Below are 21,065 nucleotides of genomic sequence, written 5' to 3' on the forward strand. Positions count from 1 at the left end.
TTCTTGTTGCTGATAATCGTAGTTAATGTCCATTAACAATTAGTAGGCTATAGCGTTCGTAATGTTCTGTTTATTTATTACTAACAGAACATTACAAAACCTTTGTCCTGCATTTTTAATGCATACTGACATGAAACTCATTACTGGTGTACCGTACATGAAGTTGTTAACTACATGCCAACGCAAGTTGTTTCTATATAACCTAACGTAAAATAATATAAACCAATAACTTAAACTTAAATATGAGAGTTCCTCCTTAAATTATGCAATCGATTTCATTCTACGCCAATTATCCCAATTCAATATAGAATTATAACACCTCAATTATGGAAATAGATTTACACTCAGATTAAGTAACCATCGCTACATTCTCGAATTGATTGATCTGTAAATATTTACAGGCTGGGTGCACTATGCGCTGTCATTACTGAAGCCACAAGTATTTACATGATTTTATAAATTAAGTAGAAGAGTTAATACATGCAGGATCGTTAGCAGAAGCTAAAAATTTCAACTACAGTTTCCTGATTAACACACTCACTAACCAGTTAGAAAAAGGCATACTTATTTAGTCTAAAAAAATGATAAGAATTAAAAACGAAACGAAGCGCACGGTAAAAACCTCATTAATGGTTTTGCTGATGCTTTTCAGCGCTTTAATAACTCAGGCACAAAACAGCGTTACCATTAGAGGTACCGTTACCAATAACACAGGTGAGCCGGTTATAGGAGCTATTGTTGCTACACAGGGCAGCAATGCAAAACAAACGATAACAGACCAAAACGGAAAGTTCGCGATAGAAGTACTCAATGACAATGTCTTGGTAGATGTTAAAATTGTAGGAATGGTTTCCAGGGTAGTGAGGATTACGCGTTCTTCAGAGAACAAAATTATTCTGCAAGACGATGTTAAAAACATGAACGAGGTAATCGTAGTAGGTTACGGTCAGCAAAAAAAAACCAGTGTTGTAGGTGCTATTACACAAACTACTGGTGCAGTTTTACAGCGCACAGGTGGGGTTACTAACTTAGGCATGGCCTTAACCGGCAATTTACCGGGTCTTGTTACTAATGCCTCTTCTGGCTTACCTGGTGGCGAAGATCCACAGATAACGATTAGAGGAATAAGTTCATGGAACGGTAGTAGCCCACTTGTTTTAGTTGATGGAATCGAGCGTTCTCTTAGCTCCCTGGATATTTCGTCAGTAGAAACCATTTCGGTGTTAAAAGATGCGTCGGCCACTGCTGTTTATGGAGTAAGAGGTGCAAACGGCGTAATTTTAGTGACCACTAAACGTGGTGTTGAAGGAAAGCCGCAAATTCAAATACGATCTAACATAACAACCAAAATAGCTTCTAAGTTACCGGAAAAATACGATTCGTATGATGCTTTTATGATTAAAAATAAGGTCATCGAAAGAGAGACATTGGTAGACCCAGGCGTATGGTCGGGTTACACACCAATGGCTATTATCAACAAATATCGCTTCCCTGCTAACGCTACTGAAAAAGACCGTTATCCTAACATTGATTGGGAAGACGAATTATTTAAAGACAAAGCCATGTCTTACAATACTTCGGTTAACGTATCGGGTGGGTCTAAATTTGTAACCTATTTTACATCAATAGACCTTGCACGTGAGGGCGATTTATTTAAAACGTTTGAAAACAACCGTGGGTATAAACCAGGTTTTGGCTACAACCGAACAAACGTTCGAAGCAACCTGGATTTCCAATTGACTAAAACTACCAGGTTTTCAACAAAACTATTTGGATCAAAAGGCGTGCGTAAAGTTCCATACGGACTGCCCGACGGTGACCAATCTTATTGGGCTTCTGCCTACCGTACAGCACCAGACTCTTTCCAACCTATTTACTCGGATGGCAGCTACGGCTTTTTCCCTAATGCAAATCAAGATCAGCCAAACGCAGCATTTTGGCTGGCTTATTCAGGTATAGAAGAACGAACAGCTACGCAATTAACTACCGACTTCATTCTGCAACAACAGTTAGATATGGTAACTAAAGGGCTTAGTTTACGCACGAGTATATCATTAGACAACTCTTTCTTAGAAGGTACACGCGGAATTGATGACAGGTATAATACTGCACAACGCAAGTGGATAAGCCCATCTACAGGTTTTGAGCAATTTGAACAATCTCAGATTGTTGCGGGCTCACAACTCGATTTTAGTAATAACATATCGTGGCAAACTACTGCGGGCGGTGTAGATAAAGGTCAAACTTTCCGTCAAGTTAATTACCAGGTAGGTTTAAACTATGCCCGGTCGTTTGGAGACCACGATGTAACGGGTTTAGCACTCTTTCAACGCAACCGACGAGCCAGAGGAAGTAATTTGCCAACTTTTAGAGAAGACTGGGTTTTTAGGGTAACCTATGCCTATAAAGGCAGATACCTTTTTGAAACCAATGGTGCTTATAATGGTTCACAAAAATTTGGTCCTGATTACCGTTTTGATTTCTTCCCTTCGCTGTCGCCAGGGTGGGTAGTAAGCCAGGAACCTTTTATGAAAAAGCTTAAGTTTGTTGATAATTTCAAAATCCGCGCCTCTTGGGGCCGTATTGGTGATGATGGAGGTGGTAACGGTATTGCTCCTTACACAGATGCCTACGCGTATGGTAACAGCACTTACTTAGGAGCACAATACAATCCCTCACCCTACACCATTTACAGGCAAACCACCATTGGTAACCCCGATATTTCATGGGAAACCTCAGAGAAACGTAATCTTGGTGCCGACTATAGCTTCTTCAAAGGTCAAATATCTGGTAACGTGGACTTTTTTAGCGACAGGCGAAGCCGTATTGTAATTCAGGGAGATAGGCGTGCCATACCCTCTTTTTACGGATTTGTTAGAAGCGCACCGGCTATTAATGTAGGCGAGGTAACCAGTAAAGGTTACGAATTAGAATTAAAGTTTAATCATTCTTTTAACAAGAACATACGGGTATGGTTAAATACTGCCGTTACACATGCCGAAAATTTAACAAAGTTCCGTGATGACGGTGAACTTGCACCGGCATACCAAAAGCAGGCTGGCTTTCAAATTGATCAAACACGTGCTTTTTTAAACAACGGTTTTCTTACCAGCTGGGACGACATTTACGGAAGCACTACACGTAATGCCAATAACCAAAACAAACTGCCCGGCGATTATAACATTATTGATTATAATGCTGATGGTGTTATTGATAATAAAGACAGAACCCCTTACGGGTATACGGGTACCCCACAAAACACCTATAATGCCCAATTAGGTGTTGAATGGAAACGCTTTAGCCTGTTTGTTCAATTTTATGCGGTTAACAATGTAACGCGTGAAGTTACCTTCTCAAACTATCAGGGAAAAAGCAATGTGGTTTTTGTAGAAAGACCATTTAATTTTCTGCAAGATGGTGGTGGACAAGTACCACCACCCCGCTGGACCGTGGCAGAACCTTATGCTGGTGAGGGAACACGTTACTATTACGATGGTTCTTACATCCGTTTAAAAAATGCCGAATTAGGTTATGCTGTTCCAACCAATTATGTAAACAAAATAGGTTTAAAAACCTGCAGATTATATGTAAATGGGAATAATTTGCTGTTATGGACCAAGTTACCGGATGACCGCGAATCAAATTTTGGCGGTAGCTCTGGTGGTGGTGCTTACCCTACCGTAAGACGTTTCAATATAGGTCTTGATATCACCTTATAAATTATACGAAGATGAAAAATTTATTAACAAAAGTGCTGTTGCCTTTAATTATTGTATTGGGTACCGGTAGCTTAAGTTCATGCAAAAAGTACTTAGATAGGTCTCCAATTGCTGACATCAAGGCGACCGACCCGTACAAAAATTTTAGAAACTTTCAAGGTTTTACAGAAGAGCTTTACAACTGTATTCCGCTGTTAACTTTAAGCAATGCCCACAATAGTTGGAACCTGGGTGAAGATGAATTTTGGGAACTTGGCGAAACACGCATCATTTCCTACCATATTGATAATGGTAATTATTTCGCCTGGACAGATGCCTATTATAACTTTTTAGGCCCGGATGGCTCAGGTTCAGCTGATGGTAACGCCAATGGAACTGGAGTTAATATTGGAAACAAAGGAAATTTGTGGGGATTAGCTTGGTACGCTATCAGAAAAGCCAACATTGGTTTAGCCAATTTAGATAAACTGACTGATGCTACTCAAGAGCAAAAAAATCTTATAGCAGGGCAGTTATATTTCTTTAGAGGCTTCTTTCACTATCAGGTAATGCAATATTGGGGAGGGCTGCCTTATATAGACCAAGTTTTACCTTCTAACGAGGTTATTAAGCTCCCACGCTTAAGTTACCAGGCAACGGCAGATAAGGTTGCCGCTGATTTGAAAAAAGCTGCAGAATTACTTCCGGTAAGTTGGGAGGAATATCCGGACGTCGCTAACGTAACGCAAGGTAATAACAACGACCGTATTAACAAGCTAATGGCGCTAGGGTTTATGGCCAAAAATTATCTTTTTGCCGGTAGCCCGCTAATGAACCGGGAATCGACCGGAAGCAGTACTTATAATACAGAATACTGTAAAAAAGCGGCCGATGTATTTGCGCAAATGCTGCAGATTACTGAGACTACCAAACGTTATGAACTCGCCCCGTATGCTCAAATTCGTGACGTATTTTATACCTGGAATAAGCAAAATCTAATCCCTGGGTTGAAAGAGTCTATTATGCATGAAAACTTAGCTGGTGCTTCTGGACGTTTTCTTTATAATCAGGTAAATGATTACCGCCCTTTAGTAATTCACTTAAGTGGTATAAAGGTTTATCCTACCGCCAATTACGCCGATTATTATGGAATGGCTAACGGTTTGCCTATTGTTGATGCGGAGAAAGCAGACGCCGAAAGCGGCTATGACCCTGAATACCCATGGCGCAACCGAGATCCACGCTTCTATAATGACATTTTAATAGATGGTGAAAAATGTGTAGCAACAGCCTCGAGTGTTGGTAATAATGAGTACAGACAATATGCCAGCCTTTTTACTAATGGGCTTATGCGTACGGCAGATGGCAATAAGAAAGTTTGGACAGGTTACATGAATTCGAAAATTGTCGCTAAAATGATGAACAATCAAGACGGTACAGGTATAAATATCGGTAACACCTTCGTAATGCCATTAATGCGACTTTCTGATGTTTACCTGATGTATGCTGAGGCTGTAGCTAATGGTTATGGTACACCACAAAGTGTAGCTCCGGGCTATTCAGTTTCGGCAGTAGACGCTGTAAATAAAGTTCGCAGCCGGGCGGGTATGCCTGGTGTAGCTGCCAAATTTTTGGGTTCCACTACTGATTTCATGAGTGAGTTAAGGCGTGAGCGTGCAGTAGAACTGGCATTTGAAGGCCACAGGTTTAACGATTTGCGCCGTTGGTTGCTGTTAACCGAGCGCCCATATACCTTAAAAAAAGGTGTTGAATTCGACCGTGCAATTCCTAATGCCCAAGTATACGCCGATCCTAAAAATGCACGTGTAAGAAACTTCAGAGAAACAGTTTTATTCGAAAGACAATTGGGTCCGCGTCATTATTGGTTACCGTTCCGTATAGAGGACATTCAGTTATATGCAGACTTTAAACAGAATCCAGGTTGGTAATTAACATTCAAATCAAATGAAGAAAAAATATATAAAATCCTGCTGTGTTCTGTTTGCTGCATTTTTAGCATTTGCAGCAACGGCTCAAGGACAGGAAAAAAGTGATACCCTGGTAAATGTGGCTTTCCGAACGGTTGCCAAAGAAGATTTATTAGGTGGAGTTTCTACAGTTAACGTTGCCGAGTTGTTAAAGAAAAACTATAGTTCTAATAGTCTCGATAATTTACAAAGCTTAGTAGGCGGTTATGCAAATGGCAACATTTGGGGACAATCTCCTTTAATATTAATAGATGGTGTACCGCGGAGGGCAGCTGATGTTCGCCTAACCGAGGTAGAGTCTATTACAGTACTTAAAGGTGCCAGTGCTGTTGTGTTATATGGTAGCAATGCCTCTAAAGGTGCTATCCTGATCACAACTAAAAGAGGTACAATAAGCCCGTTGCGCATTGATGTACGTGCAAATACTGGTTTATTTGTTCCTAAGTCGTACCCAAAGTACCTCGGAGCCGCGGATTACATGACCTATTACAATGAGGCCCTCACAAATGATGGAATTTTAGTTAATGGAACATCGGGTTATACACAAGATGCAATTGATAAATCGAGAATCGGGTATAATCCTTTCAGATATCCGGATATAAACTTCTTTAGTTCAGACTATCTTAAAAAAACCTTTTCAAAATCTGATATCACAACAGAAATTGCTGGTGGTAATGAATTTGCACGCTACTATACCAATATTGGCTTAACCTCCAATAACGACATAGTAAACTATGGCGAGCAAAAAAAGAACAGGGATTTTGGCTTTAATGTTAGAGGTAATGTTGATATGACCATATCCAAATGGCTTACTGCATCTGCAAACGCAGTAGCTAATATGGCCGATAACTATGTTGGAAGAGGTAATTTTTGGGCTGCAAGTGCAACAACACCACCCAATTTTAACAGGTATTCACCATTGTTTCCAATTGACTTAATACAACCAACGGATCCAAAGAACTTCGATATCTTAACCATAGCAAAGAACAGTAATCATATTATTGATGGAAAGTACCTGCTGGGCGGCTTGGCAAATGCTCCAACTAACGTATTCGCGGATATGTTGGCAGCAGGGTATATTAAAACCAAATTACGTACATTCCTATATAATGTAAATGCAAAGGCAGATCTTGCTGCTTTTACTAAAGGTTTATCATTTACCGCCGGCACCAGTATGGATTACACCTCTGCATATACAGAGGGCTATTCATTAACATATGCAACATACGAGCCTATTTGGAGTACTGTTAACGGCAACGAGGTTATTACTGATTTTAGAAGTTCAAATGGAGCTAAACAATATTCTGTAGATCAGAATTCTACTACCGAAAATATAGGAAGAACAATTTACACGCAAACCATGTCGTTCAAATCGCAGTTTGATTATGCGCGCACTTTTGCGAATGATCATAATGTAACGGCTACAGCGCTGGGCTGGTGGTATACAAGTCAGTATTCGGCCGATACCGACAATGGAGGAGGTACATATCAACCCTTGAAAAACACCAATCTGGGTCTCCAGGCAGGTTATAACTTCCGCAAGAAGTATTATATCGACTTTTCGGGTGCATTAATCCATTCTGCAAAATTGCCTCCTGGAAAACGTGATGGCATTTCGCCTACTGTTACCGTGGGTTGGCGCCTGAGCGATGAGCAGTTCTTTAAAAAGAATCTTTCTTTCTTTAATAATTTAAAGCTAACGTCTTCGTACGCCTCTATAAAGCAAGACTTAGATGTTACTGGTACAAGGCTTGGCACCACTGCTGATTACTACCTGTATCAAACTAACTTTACTAACCGCATTGGCGCAGGTTATTACCAATGGCGTGATGGTGCTCCAGGTGCCGGAGGTAATACAACCCGCTCAGTAGCATCTGGTAACCCTGATCTTACTTTCGTTAAAAGAAACGAATTTAGAGTAGGCTTAGAGGGAGCAATGTTGAGCAACGTAATAACGTTTGATGCCAATTATTTCGACCAGATTACTGATGGCTTACTTTCACAAGTAGGATCAACTCCTTTTCCTTCTTACTTTTCTGGTGTGGGCGATTTCAGACCTTGGCTTAATTACGGAAAACAGAAACGTACAGGTGTAGATTTTGCGATCAACTTGAACAAGAGAATAGGTGAGGTACAATACTCTTTAGGTGTTACCGGCTTGTTCTATAACTCAAAAGTTCAACGCACGTTTGAAACGCCTCAAGAATCTTATTTGGCTGTAACTAACAGACCTTTGGATAATGTGTTTGGTTATGTTGCCGACGGTTTCTACCAAAATCAGGCTGATATTACTAATTCTGCCAAACCACAGTTTGGCGGTTCCATTAAGCCTGGCGATATTAAGTACAAGGATATTAATGGCGATGGTCTGATTAATCAAAACGACCAGATTACTTTGGGTAAGAATGGATTTGCATCCTCTCCGTTCAATTATGGAGTAAACCTTACTGTAAAATGGAAGCGCTTAACTATGTTTGCTCTTGCTTCGGGAAATACCGGGTCTGTCGCTTTTAAAAACAGCTCGTATTACTGGCCATCTGCTACAGGTCCATATTCTGAAGAAGTATTAAACCGCTGGACTCCTGCTACTGCAGCTACAGCAACCTATCCGCGTTTAAGCACTAATAGCACAGCTAACAACTACAGAAACTCAACTTTCTGGATGTACAAAACTAATAGGTTCAACCTAAGCAGGGTTCAATTTACCTATGATTTTAACGATGAGATTTTGAAAAAATCATTTGTGCATGGCTTAAGTGTATATGTGCAGGGAGACAACCTTCTTGTTATAGCAAAAGAGCGTAAATTGATGGAAACCAATATAGGTACAGCGCCTCAATACCGTTTCTTCAACTTGGGTGTAAGAACCTCTTTTTAAAGTATTAAGTAAATTGTAAACAACATGAAATTATACATTACAATTTTGGGGCTGGCCGTTATAGCGCTAACAAGCTGTAAAAAGCTTTTAAACCCCGAGCCGGAAAACATAAAAACCATTGAGCAGATGTATGATGATGCAACCTATGCACAAGGTTTCCTGACAAACGCTTACATTAACATTCCGGGTTATTATGACAACTCGGAATATGCTACAGACGATGCAGTTACCAACCAGTTAAACACTGGTTATCAGCAAATAGCTACGGGTGGCTGGACATCTACTAATAATCCAACATCGGTGTGGAACCAAAGTTATGAAGCTATGCAGTACATTAATCTTTTCCTGCAAAACTCTGCTAAAGTAAAATGGTCTGCAACGCCCGAAGTAAACAATTTGTTTAACAGACGATTGCGCGGCGAGGCCTTTGGTTTGCGTGCTTTATTTTATTACTTCCTCTTACGTAACCATGGAGGTATAGCCAGCAATGGCCAGTTAACCGGAGTTCCTTTAATTTTGCAATACCAAACTCCAGAATCAGACTTTAACCAGCCCCGTGCCAGTTTTGATGTTTGTGTTAAACAGATTTATAAAGATCTGGATAGTGCCGAACTATATTTACCTTTAGAGTATAATAACATATCTTCAACAGCACAAATTCCTGATCGCTTTAAAACGTTTACGCAAAATGCGGAAACTTACAACCGAGTAATGGGTGACCCTTCACGACAATTATTCAACGGATTAATTGCCAAGGCTTTTAGGGCTAAAACAGCTTTGCTGGCCGCAAGTCCTGCTTTTCAAAACAGTTCCAATCCTGCTACCTGGGCAGATGCTGCCACTTTCGCAGCAGCTTTGGTTGATTACAGAGGTGGCGCAAACGCGTTACCTTTAACAGGGGGAACTTTTTATGATACTGATGTTGATAATCAAAGCGGAGGGTCTAATCCGCCCGAAATGATCTGGAGACAAAATCTAAGTTCGAGTGAGCTTTCTAATCAACAGGAAGCTCAAAATTTTCCCCCTACATTATTTGGTAGTGGTTTTATGAATCCAACTCAAAACCTGGTAGATGCATTCCCCATGGCCAATGGTTACCCTATTGATAATCCTAATTCGGGTTACAACCCGGGAAATCCTTACGCCGGAAGAGACCCCAGGTTTGCAAAGTACATTATTTATGATGGTAGTACTGCCGGTGTAAATAATACAGTAATCAAAACAGGTAGCTCATCTACAACGGCTGATGCACTTAATAGCAGATCAACAGCTACACGTACTGGTTATTATATGAAAAAGCGCTTAAGAATGTCTGTAAACCGTAACCCAAGTGCAATTGCTACCAAGAACCACTACGTACCACGTATACGCTTTACGGAGATGTATTTAAACTATGCAGAAGCTGCGAACGAAGCCTTTGGACCACAAGGAAAAGGAAGTAGTAGTTATTCGGCGTATGATATTATTAAAGCTATACGCAAAAGAGCATTAAGCCCGAATGCATCTTTCGCAGACCTTTATCTGGAAGAATGCAAAGCCGATCAAGGTAAAATGCGCGAACTTATCCGTAATGAACGCCGCTTGGAATTAAGCTTTGAAAGCTTTCGTTTTTGGGATTTACGCCGTTGGAAAGTTGATTTAACAAAATTAAATGAAACCGCCAGAGGTCTGGATGTAAACGGAATAGTATTTACCCCGTTGAACAATGTGGAACCACGTTCATACCAAAACTACATGTACTATGGACCAATACCTATTTCAGAGGTTCAAAAATTCAACCAGCTTTTGCAAAACCAAGGGTGGAGGTAATTATATTACAGCGAGATTTAAAATAATAAAATTATGAAAGTTAACAAATTATATATCATAGGGCTTGCGGTTGCCTGTGCTTTATTCAACTCCTGCAAGAACAGTGATGCCCCCTTCCCAGATTATGTTTTTTCGAATGTGTATTTTGCTACACAATATCCTGTTAGAACCGTTGTGCTTGGAGAAGACCTGATCGTAGATAATACGTTAGACAACCAGCGTAAGGTATCTATTAAAGCCACCATGGGAGGTGTTTACGAGAATAAAAAAAATGTTGTTATTGACTTTAAGGTTGATCCAACTCTTTTGAACAATTTATATTTTGGAGGCGGCGGTGCTAAAATTGACGCTATGCCAACTCAATACTATCAGCTGGCTTCAAACAAGATTACTATACCATCAGGAAGTATAATTGGCGGAGTAGATGTACAGCTAACCGATGCGTTTTTTGCGGATCCAAGGGCAATAACCAGAAGTTACGTTATTCCTTTATCAATGACCGGTGTTACCGGTGTTGACTCTATTTTAAGGACTAAAAGTACTGTACTATATGCTATTAAGTATGTAAACCCCTGGCAGGCCAATTACCTGCGCAGAGGTTTGGATCAAATTACTTCTTCAGCAGGTGTTACTACCAGTAGTGCCCGTCATGCTCAATACGTGGAAAACGACCAGGTAGTAAGTACAACAACAACTTCATTAAGTTCCGTTAACCTACCTATCACCATAAAAAACACAGCAGGTGCTAATGTTACTGTTACGCTGATTTTAACTTTTGCAAGTAACGGAATGTGTAGTGTAACAGGAAATAATGCCAGTTTTGACATTGCAGGAACCGGGAAATTTGTTTCTAAAGGAGAAAAGAACAGTTTGGGAGGCTCTGACAGAAGCGCTATTTACTTAGACTATACTGTAAATTATAAAGATCAGAACATACGTTACGCCACAAAAGATACAATGGTAGTTCGTGATAGAGGTATAAAAGCAGAATACTTCGACGTACAAGTAAGGTAACCAATAAATTTGGTTTAATTCAAAAGAATGCAGAGTCAGGGTTTGCCGACTCTGCATTCTTTTTGATGTTCATTAACATTCATAGATACCTTTTGCAAGGTAATCCAGAATTATATATATTATAATAATATCTGTTTTCAGATTCTTTCAATTGGTTTATTATTATTCAAAGTGTTAAAAAACCAGTTATAAAATTCGACTTTTATCTGGTTCCATATACCCAGGTAAGCAAACAGGATATTAGAGAAATTTGAGGATGATGATGATTCGACTTTTTGTCAGATTCCGCTACTTAAATGGTGTAAGCATCAAGTGAAGATATGGCACTTCTCTTGTTCAATATACTTTGATTTGCTTTGCAGAAATGATTTTATAAGACTATGATTGATAAATATTGTGAACATTTTATAAAATAACATGTTAATACATAGCAATTGATATAAATAACTAATTTGTCAATTAAGCATATTTATTATTTTGCAGATATAACAACCATCATTTAACTAACACAATTGTTCACCTAACTCAACATCATGAATTACTTCATCTCTGTATTGAAAAACTATGCTAAGTTTACCGGCCGTGCAAGACGCAGCGAATTTTGGTATTTTACCTTATTTAACACCATAATTACTTATGGTTTGGTATTTATTGGTTATACTTTAAATTCGCCGTTTTTAAGTAGCATTTATTCATTGGCTGTACTTGTACCAACTTTGGCCGTTGGTGTTAGGCGCATGCACGATGTTGATAAAAGCGGCTGGTTTCTAATCATTCCATTTTATAATTTAATACTGGCTTGTACCGATGGTACACCAGGTCCTAATGAATATGGAGACGATCCTAAATTACGCCAGGGCTTTGGTGCTGCAGATTACCAAAAGCCATTTGATACTACTCCGCAAGCTTAATGTATCTTAAATATTTTGTAAGCAGCCATTCAGTTCAACCTGAATGGCTGCTTCGTTATTTGATACCCTGTCCTTTTAAAAAAATAACCGGTATAGATTGTCCTGGCTGTGGTTTTCAGCGCTCTGTGATAGCCTTGCTGCAAGGGGATGTCGAGTTGAGCTTAAGGTACTATCCTGCTACGTTGTTACTATTGGCTACCGCGCTTTTTGTAGTATTAAATCGTAAGTTTCAATTTGAAAATTATGACTTAATAAAAAATTGGATGTTACTGGCATCGGCATTGGTAATTGTGAGCTCGTATTTCATTAAAGTAATCGGGCTCTATACCATTCGTTAAAGGCTATGCTGGCCAGTAAGCTGGTTATAATCGTTTAAAACTATCTCCAGAAACTGGAACTCATTTACTTCACGTTCAGAAGTGATTTTTAAAAAGTCTTTTATTTTTAAGGCCAGCCTGTAAACCAAAACGTTGTTGCGCGTGCGTTTAAAATTACGGATCACATCATGTATTAAAACCACATCTTGATCGGTTAAATTGGCAACTTCGGCATATACAGGCTCGTAGTTGCTACCCGGAGCATTAAAAACCAAATCGCCAAGTTTGTTTTTAGGTTGTGTTTTAACCAGGGTAGTACCTGCTACCATATCGCCAACACGTTGCTTATTGTTAGATAAAGCTACTGTTAACAATGCGCCCGAGCCAAACGTAACCCCAAAATCTATGATGCGAAAAGCCCAGCGTAATAAATATTGCCCGGTAGTTGGTCTTGCTCCATTTAAACTAATCACTTTTATTTTGATAGATCGCTTGCCAATGCTTTGTCCGTCAAAAAATATTTCACAAATAAAATCGTAAAACACACACAGGCCTAACCAAACTGCCATTAAAATTAAGTAGCTGCTACTGTTAAAAGCCCCCGAACCGCCGCCTGTTACACCTGCAAACAATATCATACAAATCAAAAATACAGCGTAAAATATGGCATAATCTATTAACCGGGCCGATACGCGTTCGCCTATACCAGCTACTTCATAGTCAATGTCAATGTTTTGTGAGGTTGTTATTCTTACCGTTTTCATGTGTAAACAAATATATATGCCATTAATCAATTATTATTTCTGATTATCAAAAATTTGTTATTATTTTCAGAAACGAAACGAGGTCACATTTTATGCGTGAAGCATTTTTTATAAAGCAAAATTCTGAACGGTGGAACAACTACGAAAAGGTGCAAACTAAAGACCCCGACGAGTTAGCCGAACGTTTTATTGCGATAACCGATGACCTCGCTTATGCTAAAACTTTCTACCCTGAATCCAAAACCACGGTTTATTTAAACAAACTTGCCGCAGGCTTTCATCAATCTATTTACAAAAATAAAAAAGAGAAAACAGGCAGGTTTGCTAAATACTGGAAGTATGAGCTGCCCCTAATTTTTGCACAGCATCAACGCCAGTTACTGTATTCTTTTATTTTCTTTATTACCTTTTTTTTAATAGGCATACTATCGGCCAAATATGATAATACCTTTGTTAGGCTAATTTTGGGAGATGCCTATGTAAATATGACCAATGAGAATATTGCTAAAGGCGATCCCTTCGGCGTTTATAAAGATAAAGATTCCATGTACATGTTTTTTAGAATAGCCCAAAACAACTTGTACGTAACTACAGTGAATTTTGTAGCAGGCATATTTTTATCTATCGGTACTTTATACGTATTGTTTCAAAACGGTATTATGTTAGGCGCTTTTGAATATTTGTTCATAAGCAGAGGATTGGGCATACAGTCGGTCCTGGTTATATGGATACATGGTACTTTAGAAATAGCGACGATCATTATAGCAGGTGCGGCGGGGCTGATATTGGGTAACAGCATTATCTTTCCTAAAACGTATAACCGCATGGTGTCGCTTAAAAAAGGAGCCCTGCAAGGGGTTAAAATAATTGTTGGTATATCGCCCATTGTGGTGCTGGCCGCTATTTTTGAGAGTTTTGTAACCCGTCATACCGAAATGCCGCTTTGGTTAAGCTGCAGCATCTTATTGTGTTCGTTGTTTTTTATATTAGGCTACGTGGTAATTTACCCAATGTGGTTATCACGTAAGCTAAACATGTTTGATATTGATAATGCAGCAAAAAGTTGAGTTAAAACAAATTCGCTCCGTAAGCGAAATAGTTGATGATAGTATAATTTTTTTGAAGCAAAACTGGAAGCCGCTACTTAAGGCTTACGTTGTTATATGCGGCTTTTTTTTGATGGCCAGTATGGTATTGGCAGTGATGAGCCAGGTACGCCTTTTTCAAAACTTCAAAGATGGTGAATCGAGCTTTACATCTGCATTTTTGATGGTGCAGATATTTGAGTTTGTAAGTTTAACTATGGTTACGCTTACTACCCTAAGCTTTATTGCACTATACCGCGATAAAGCTAATGAGCCACCCACTGTTGAAGAAGTTTGGAGATACGTTCGTTTTTACTTTTTCAGGGCTTTTGGAGGCGCCTTTTTATTGTTAGTGCTTTTAACACTGGGTTTGTTGTTTTGCATATTTCCAGGCCTGTACTTGTTCCCTGTATTTGCATTAGTATTGCCGGTAATGGTATTGGAAAATGCCACATTCAGTTATTCATTTAACAGGGCATTTAAACTTATCAAGAACAATTGGGGGCCAATGCTTGGAGTTATATTACTCACATTTATTTTAATTCTGGCCGTATTTATGATTATTACCATACCTGCATCTATAGTGGCTGGTTTGGCCATATTGCTTACAGGCCAAGGTACTGCTGTGATATTTGGTATGGTGTTTACCGTATTTGGGCATCTTGTACAGTTTACTTACGTGTTGCCTGTAATAGCTGCTGCTTTAGCTTATTTTAGCTATACCGAAAATACAGACGATGCCGGCCTAATGGCACGCATTGAAGCTTTAGGCGTGCATAATAACTCCTCAACCGATAACTTGCCAACGGAGGAATATTAATGCTAAAAGCACTGTTTGTTTTTTTGTTAATAACGGCCTTGGGCTTCGGTGCTAATGCTGCAAAAGCTGTAAAGAAAGACAGCGTGAAGCTTATTCACAAAACCATTAAGGTAGATAGTGCCAGTATTGTTGAACGCCATTTTAACGCAGCGCAATTAAAATTATACAAACAAGACCGCAATTTTCAATATGCTACACAAGAAACTGATCTTTCTATCTGGGATAGATTTTGGCGTTGGTTTTGGAAATGGTTACGTGACTTATTTGATTTTGATGGCCCTAAATTAGACGTACCATACTTAAAGTACATTATGGGCGCTTTGGCTGTTGGCCTAATTGTTTACGGTATTATCAAGTACCTGGGTGATGATTTGCATCTGTTTGGCAAAAAAGCTAAAGCGGTAGATATTCCATACTCAGAATCGCTTGAAAATATACATGAAATAAGTTTTGACGAAGAAATAGAACGCGCCATGAACCAGCATAATTATAAGCTGGCTGTGCGGTTATTGTATTTGCGCAGCTTAAAGCAGTTGAGCGATGCTCAGCTTATTCACTGGCAAATTGAGAAAACCAATTCGGCCTACTTGAACGAACTGACCGATAGTGTGCAACGCCAATCGTTCGGTATTCTTACTACGCAATTTGAGTACATATGGTATGGCGACTTTCCGATTGATGGCCGGTCTTTCCAAAGTATTTACACTGCATTTCAGGACTTTAAAAAGCGTATGCCATGAAGAATTTTAAGCTGTATATCTTTATTTCTTCGTTACTGCTAATTATTTACCTGGTAGCGCAATATAACAAACCTCAACTTATAGACTGGGCCGAAACGTTGAACAACACCCACAAAAGTCCTTTTGGTACCTATGTGGTTTATAACCGTATTAAAGATATATTTCCCGGCGCAACAGTCAGGACGTTTAGAGAACCACCTTACAACGTTATTAAAGACAGGGGCATTCAACACGGAGCATACATCATTATAGGCGGTAGCGTAAATATAAACGAAGAAGATTATAAGAAATTAGCTCAATACATTGAAAATGGAAATGATGTGTTTATTGCTGCATCCGACTTTGGCCAGTATTTACGCAAGCAGCTCAAGGTACAAACAGGATACAAATTCGGGTCTGAAAGCGGTAACCCCATTAGGCTTTTAAATAAAGCATTTGCTAATAATTGGTATAAAATTGACAGAGGGGCCACCAACGGTAATTTTAGCAATTTTGACACTACACGTGCCTTGGTTTTGGGCGAGACCAAAGAGCATGCAGCTAATTATTTAAAGTACAAAATAGGCAAGGGAGCTTTATATCTTAACGCCAACCCCTTAATGTTTTCAAACTATAGCCTATTGCAAGATACGGGGGCCGGCTATGCGGCTAAGGCGTTATCGCATCTGCAAAAAACCAATGCCATAGTTTGGGATGAATATTACACCCAAGGCCGTGCGGGCGATGAATCTATCATGCGTGTATTTTTAAGATATGCTCAATTACGCTGGGCATTTTATATTGCTTTTTTTAGCTTGACAGCTTTTGTGCTTTATGAAATGAAGCGTCGCCAGCGTATAATACCGGTTATTGATCCTTTGGGTAACGCCACTATTGAGTTTGTTAACGTAGTAGGGCAGGTATATTATGAGCAGCGTAATAACAGTAACATCGCGCAAAAAAAGGCTACTTATCTGTTAGAACACTGGCGTTCAAAATACAATGTAAGTACACAAAAGCTTGATAATGATTTAGCGCATGCGGTTGCACAAAAAAGTGGTGCTGATATCGATCTTGTAAATAATCTAATATCCCAAATAACTTTGGTACGCAGCAATAAGTCTGTAAGCGATCAGGAACTCATTCAATTTAACCAAAACATCGAACAATTTAATAAACAATCCAGGTAACATGGAAGAAGAATTTTTTGAACAACGCACCGACCTAAGTCGCCTTAATGAGGCGGTGTCCAAAATAAAAGAAACACTGGCTAAGATTATTGTAGGTCAGCAAGATACCATAGACCTGTTAATTGCAGGTATTTTGGCCGATGGACATATATTGATTGAAGGTGTGCCCGGTGTAGCCAAAACATTAACCGCTAAACTGATAGCCAAAAGCATTGATGCCAAGTATTCGAGGATTCAGTTTACCCCTGATCTGATGCCTTCGGACGTGTTGGGGACATCAATTTTTAACCCTAAAACGGTAGAGTTTGAGTTTAAGCAAGGGCCTGTATTTGGTAATATTATCCTTATAGATGAGATTAACCGTGCGCCTGCCAAAACACAATCGGCTTTGTTTGAGGTGATGGAAGAGCGGCAGGCTACTATTGATGGTAAGAGTTTTAAAATGGACGAACCATTTATCGTGATTGCCACTCAAAACCCTGTAGAGCAGGAAGGAACTTACCGTTTGCCCGAAGCCCAGTTAGACCGCTTCTTATTTAAAATAGAAGTAAAATACCCATCACTCGAAGAAGAGATAGCGATATTAACGCAGCAGCATCAGCACAAAGCCGCCGAGCAACTGAGCGATATTACGCCTATACTTTCGGGCAATGATATTATAACGCTTAGGGCCCAGGTTAGAGGTTTGTTTGTAGAACCTAAGATATTGGAGTTTGTAGCCAAAATTATTCACGAAACGCGAAATAATAAAGCGTTGTTTTTGGGAGGCTCCCCGCGGGCATCATTGGCTATTGTAAATGGAGCTAAAGCACTTGCTGCAATGAAAGGCCGCGATTTTATTACACCCGATGACATTATTTGGGTGGCACCAGCGGTGTTAAGACACCGTATTATGTTAACACCTGAAAAGGAAATGGAAGGTGTTACGCCTGATGAGGTTGTTGTTCAAATCATTCAGAAAATAGAAATTCCTCGATAACGTATTTTGAAGTCGTTTTTTAGCCTATTCTATAAAAATCTGTTTTTGTATAACAGGTTGTTCATCTGCATGTTTTTGGCGGCAGTGCTATTCTTATGCTCGTTTTTCTTTCCCTGGCTGGGCAATGTGCCGGTAATATTCTTCGGTGTAATTATCGTATTGCTCTTTATTGATATTTGGATACTGTACCGCCAGCCTAAAGGAATATTTGCACGCCGCAATACGCCCGAGCGCTTAAGTAACGGCGATGATAATGAGATAGGCATTTACATAGAAAGCTTTTACAACTTTAAGGTAGAAATAGGGATTATTGACGAAATTCCCCATCAATTTCAAAAACGTGATGTATGGTTTAAAACCAATTTGGAGCCGCGCCAGCATAAGTTGTTAAACTATATATTAAAGCCTACTAAAAGAGGTGAATATGAGTTTGGTGCGGTGAGGGTTTACGTGCGTTCGGCAATAAGTTTAATACAAAGGCGCTATAACTTTGAACAACCTCAAGCACTACCGGTTTATCCATCGTTTTTGCAAATGCGCAAATACGAACTCATGGCTATTTCAAATCACCTTAATGAGATCGGTATCAAAAAGATACGCAGATTGGGGCACAGCATGGAGTTTGAACAAATTAAAAACTATGTGCCCGGCGATGATTTTCGTACTGTTAACTGGAAAGCTACCGCAAGGCATAGCAGTTTAATGGTTAATAATTATACCGAAGAAAAATCGCAGCAGGTTTATTGCGTGATAGATAAATCGCGTGTTATGAAAATGCCTTTTGAGGGTTTGAGCTTATTAGATTACGCCATTAATGCCAGTTTAGTACTATCAAGTGTAGCGTTGATTAAGCAGGATAAAGCCGGGCTAATCACCATATCCGACAAAAAAGGTGCAACCATTGCAGCCGACAGGCGCCCTACTCAGTTAAATAAGATCATGGAAGTGTTGTATAAAGAAAAAACACGGTACATGGAAACCAATATGGAATTGCTTTACACTACTGTGCGCAACACCATTAAACAGCGTAGTTTATTATTGTTTTTTACCAATTTTGAAAGCTTATCGGCCTTGGAGCGCCAATTGCCATTCTTAAAAAGAATAGCCAAATTCCATTTGTTAATTGTGGTTTTCTTTGAGAACACGGAGCTTAAAAAACTAAGCAATGCAGATGCCAGTGATGTAGAGGGAATTTATATAAAAACCGTAGCTGAAAAACTTATTTACGAAAAGAAAATGATCGTAAAAGAACTCAACCGGCATGGCATCAAATCTATTTTAACTACACCACAAAACTTAACGGTAAACACTATTAACCGCTATTTGCAAATTAAGGCCCGGCAACAAATTTGATTTTTGTTGTTTTCTAACCCTGCACTTAATTCGGTCTCGTTATAAAGTTGAAGTGCGTGGATTAGTTCATCATTAAGCGCTTGTGAAATACTGTATTGCCGCCGACTTATTTAATCATATTGCGGCAGGAACAATGTTTGCCGACATTACCAACAGTTATAAATGTTCAATTTGCAACGCCGATAAAAGTAGTTTTGAGTTAACACATAAAAGTTGGTAATTGCAACATGAACAAATTAGACGCTGCTATTGAACTTTTTGATGCTTACAATAAGCAAGACCCGCGAACTTTTGTGTACGAGGGGAGCAGCTATCCGCAGGAGTATTTTTTTGCTATTAAGCTTCATGACTGGGTACTTAAACTTGATACTGACGCCAGCGAAGAATTGCGCCTGGCCTCGCGGAGCCAACACATAGGGAGATGGGAAATACCACGCGATAGTTACCCCGAAGGCAGAGAGCCTTATTTAAAATGGCGTAAAAACCTGGCTTTGCATCATGCTCATATTGCTTCAGCTTTAATGCAGGAAGCAGGATATGGGGATGAACAAATTGACCGGGTAAAACAGATTGTTTTAAAACAGCGCATTAAGGTAGATGCTGAGGTACAAACTATAGAAAATGCACTATGCCTGGTATTTCTTGAGTTTCAGTACGAAGAGTTCTGTAAAAAGCATGCTCACGATCCCGACAAAATTGTAAACATTCTTCGTAAATCTTTATTAAAAATGGATGCCCATGGTCATAGTTTTGCGCTTAATTTGCCCTATAGTGATAACGGATTGGAGTTGATCAAAGCGGCTTTGCTTAAAATGTGATGTTTCAACCTTGAACTGAAATTGAACGCATATATTAGTTTTGCTTGCTAAATTTGCGGCTAATGATGAAAAAGCATATCAGGCGGCACGTACGGAACGCACGTTATATTATATACAAAGAAACTTTATTAGATTTTAAAGAGCACTTCTGGACTTTTATTGGTTCCTTTTTAGGTATAGGTATTATTGGACTATTAAACGGTAAATACTTTGCGGCCTACGATAATCTTTTCCTCATTGGTTCTTTCGGTGCGTCATCAGTATTAATTTATGGAGCCATTAACAGTCCGCTGGCGCAGCCCCGTAATTTAATAGGCGGACACGTTATAAGTGCCCTGGTAGGGGTAAGTGTTCATAAACTATTACCCGGCGAAGTCTGGCTAACCTCGGCCTTATCGGTTTCCTTAGCCATCGTATTAATGCAAATTACCAAAACGCTTCACCCGCCGGGCGGTGCTACGGCGCTTATTGCTAATATTGGGTCGGCTAAAATTCAGTCGCTAGGCTATTTTTATGTTTTGAGTCCGGTGCTAACGGGGGTTATGATCTTATTTTTAGTGGCAGTGGTTTGTAATAATGCCACCTCTCACCGCAGCTATCCTAAAAATAAGGACTGGTTCAAAATTTGGAAAAGAAGATACCGGTAAGCTGCGCCTTATTCGTTGTTTTTAAGTAGTTATAATAATGTAAACTGCTTTATCATAAGTAAAAATTCCGCCTGG

The 21,065-nt window shown here is 39.4% G+C and carries 17 protein-coding genes; 16 read left to right on the forward strand and 1 reads right to left on the reverse strand.

The genetic code is table 11. The features are described from left to right. Positions 1–581 precede the first annotated feature (581 nt). The 7 genes from IEV61_RS19890 to IEV61_RS20810 all read left to right on the forward strand — a co-directional run bounded on the left by IEV61_RS19890 (position 582) and on the right by IEV61_RS20810 (position 12,636). Positions 582–3,719 (forward strand): SusC/RagA family TonB-linked outer membrane protein, encoded by a 3,138-nt coding sequence (locus IEV61_RS19890; RefSeq protein WP_229747228.1) that lies wholly within the window; start codon positions 582–584, stop codon positions 3,717–3,719. Between the two features lie 11 nt (positions 3,720–3,730). Then, positions 3,731–5,647: a RagB/SusD family nutrient uptake outer membrane protein gene (locus IEV61_RS19895; RefSeq protein ID WP_188418819.1), complete on the forward strand. Its 1,917-nt coding sequence runs from the start codon at positions 3,731–3,733 to the stop codon at positions 5,645–5,647. Between the two features lie 16 nt (positions 5,648–5,663). Further along, on the forward strand, positions 5,664–8,564 hold the full coding sequence (locus IEV61_RS19900; protein ID WP_188418820.1) for a SusC/RagA family TonB-linked outer membrane protein: 2,901 nt from the start codon (positions 5,664–5,666) through the stop codon (positions 8,562–8,564). A gap of 24 nt (positions 8,565–8,588) precedes the next feature. After that, a complete protein-coding gene (locus IEV61_RS19905) occupies positions 8,589–10,373 on the forward strand; it encodes a RagB/SusD family nutrient uptake outer membrane protein (protein ID WP_188418821.1) in 1,785 nt (594 codons plus the stop codon). 33 nt (positions 10,374–10,406) lie between these two features. Next, positions 10,407–11,387 (forward strand): DUF5627 domain-containing protein, encoded by a 981-nt coding sequence (locus IEV61_RS19910; protein WP_188418822.1) that lies wholly within the window; start codon positions 10,407–10,409, stop codon positions 11,385–11,387. Between the two features lie 533 nt (positions 11,388–11,920). Continuing rightward, positions 11,921–12,298, forward strand: a complete 378-nt coding sequence (locus IEV61_RS19915) for a DUF805 domain-containing protein (RefSeq protein WP_188418823.1) — start codon at positions 11,921–11,923, stop codon at positions 12,296–12,298. Beyond that, positions 12,298–12,636, forward strand: a complete 339-nt coding sequence (locus IEV61_RS20810; protein ID WP_188418824.1) for a DUF2752 domain-containing protein — start codon at positions 12,298–12,300, stop codon at positions 12,634–12,636. The genes IEV61_RS19915 and IEV61_RS20810 overlap by 1 nt, the downstream gene beginning before the upstream one ends. On the opposite strand, the gene IEV61_RS19925 is transcribed toward IEV61_RS20810, so the two are convergent. Next, positions 12,633–13,379 (reverse strand): RDD family protein, encoded by a 747-nt coding sequence (locus IEV61_RS19925; protein WP_188418825.1) that lies wholly within the window; start codon positions 13,377–13,379, stop codon positions 12,633–12,635. The two genes, IEV61_RS20810 and IEV61_RS19925, sit on opposite strands and share 4 nt — an antisense overlap. Before the next feature lie 92 nt (positions 13,380–13,471). Between IEV61_RS19925 and IEV61_RS19930 the strand changes: the two genes are divergently transcribed. The 9 genes from IEV61_RS19930 (at position 13,472) to IEV61_RS19970 (ending at position 20,990) form a co-directional block, all read left to right on the forward strand. Next, the gene (locus tag IEV61_RS19930) at positions 13,472–14,446 is read left to right on the forward strand and encodes a stage II sporulation protein M (protein WP_188418826.1); all 975 of its coding nucleotides are present in this window, start codon (positions 13,472–13,474) and stop codon (positions 14,444–14,446) included. Further along, positions 14,430–15,284 (forward strand): hypothetical protein, encoded by an 855-nt coding sequence (locus IEV61_RS19935; protein WP_188418827.1) that lies wholly within the window; start codon positions 14,430–14,432, stop codon positions 15,282–15,284. Before IEV61_RS19930 ends, IEV61_RS19935 begins: the two co-directional genes overlap by 17 nt. Beyond that, positions 15,284–16,024: a DUF4129 domain-containing protein gene (locus IEV61_RS19940; RefSeq protein ID WP_188418828.1), complete on the forward strand. Its 741-nt coding sequence runs from the start codon at positions 15,284–15,286 to the stop codon at positions 16,022–16,024. The genes IEV61_RS19935 and IEV61_RS19940 overlap by 1 nt, the downstream gene beginning before the upstream one ends. Beyond that, a complete protein-coding gene (locus IEV61_RS19945) occupies positions 16,021–17,193 on the forward strand; it encodes a DUF4350 domain-containing protein (protein WP_188418829.1) in 1,173 nt (390 codons plus the stop codon). Before IEV61_RS19940 ends, IEV61_RS19945 begins: the two co-directional genes overlap by 4 nt. Position 17,194: 1 nt before the next feature. Next, positions 17,195–18,172: an AAA family ATPase gene (locus IEV61_RS19950; RefSeq protein WP_188418830.1), complete on the forward strand. Its 978-nt coding sequence runs from the start codon at positions 17,195–17,197 to the stop codon at positions 18,170–18,172. A 69-nt stretch (positions 18,173–18,241) separates the two neighbouring features. Next, positions 18,242–19,525, forward strand: coding sequence for a DUF58 domain-containing protein (locus tag IEV61_RS19955; protein WP_308472353.1), 1,284 nt, complete (start codon positions 18,242–18,244; stop codon positions 19,523–19,525). A gap of 82 nt (positions 19,526–19,607) precedes the next feature. Next, the gene (locus tag IEV61_RS20815; protein ID WP_373867858.1) at positions 19,608–19,745 is read left to right on the forward strand and encodes a rubredoxin; all 138 of its coding nucleotides are present in this window, start codon (positions 19,608–19,610) and stop codon (positions 19,743–19,745) included. Between the two features lie 7 nt (positions 19,746–19,752). Then, on the forward strand, positions 19,753–20,343 hold the full coding sequence (locus tag IEV61_RS19965; RefSeq protein WP_188418832.1) for a DUF4202 domain-containing protein: 591 nt from the start codon (positions 19,753–19,755) through the stop codon (positions 20,341–20,343). A gap of 62 nt (positions 20,344–20,405) precedes the next feature. Then, the gene (locus tag IEV61_RS19970) at positions 20,406–20,990 is read left to right on the forward strand and encodes an HPP family protein (protein ID WP_229747229.1); all 585 of its coding nucleotides are present in this window, start codon (positions 20,406–20,408) and stop codon (positions 20,988–20,990) included. Positions 20,991–21,065: the final 75 nt, after the last annotated feature.

The sequence above is a fragment of the Mucilaginibacter galii genome (assembly GCF_014635825.1).
Lineage (GTDB): Bacteria > Bacteroidota > Bacteroidia > Sphingobacteriales > Sphingobacteriaceae > Mucilaginibacter > Mucilaginibacter galii.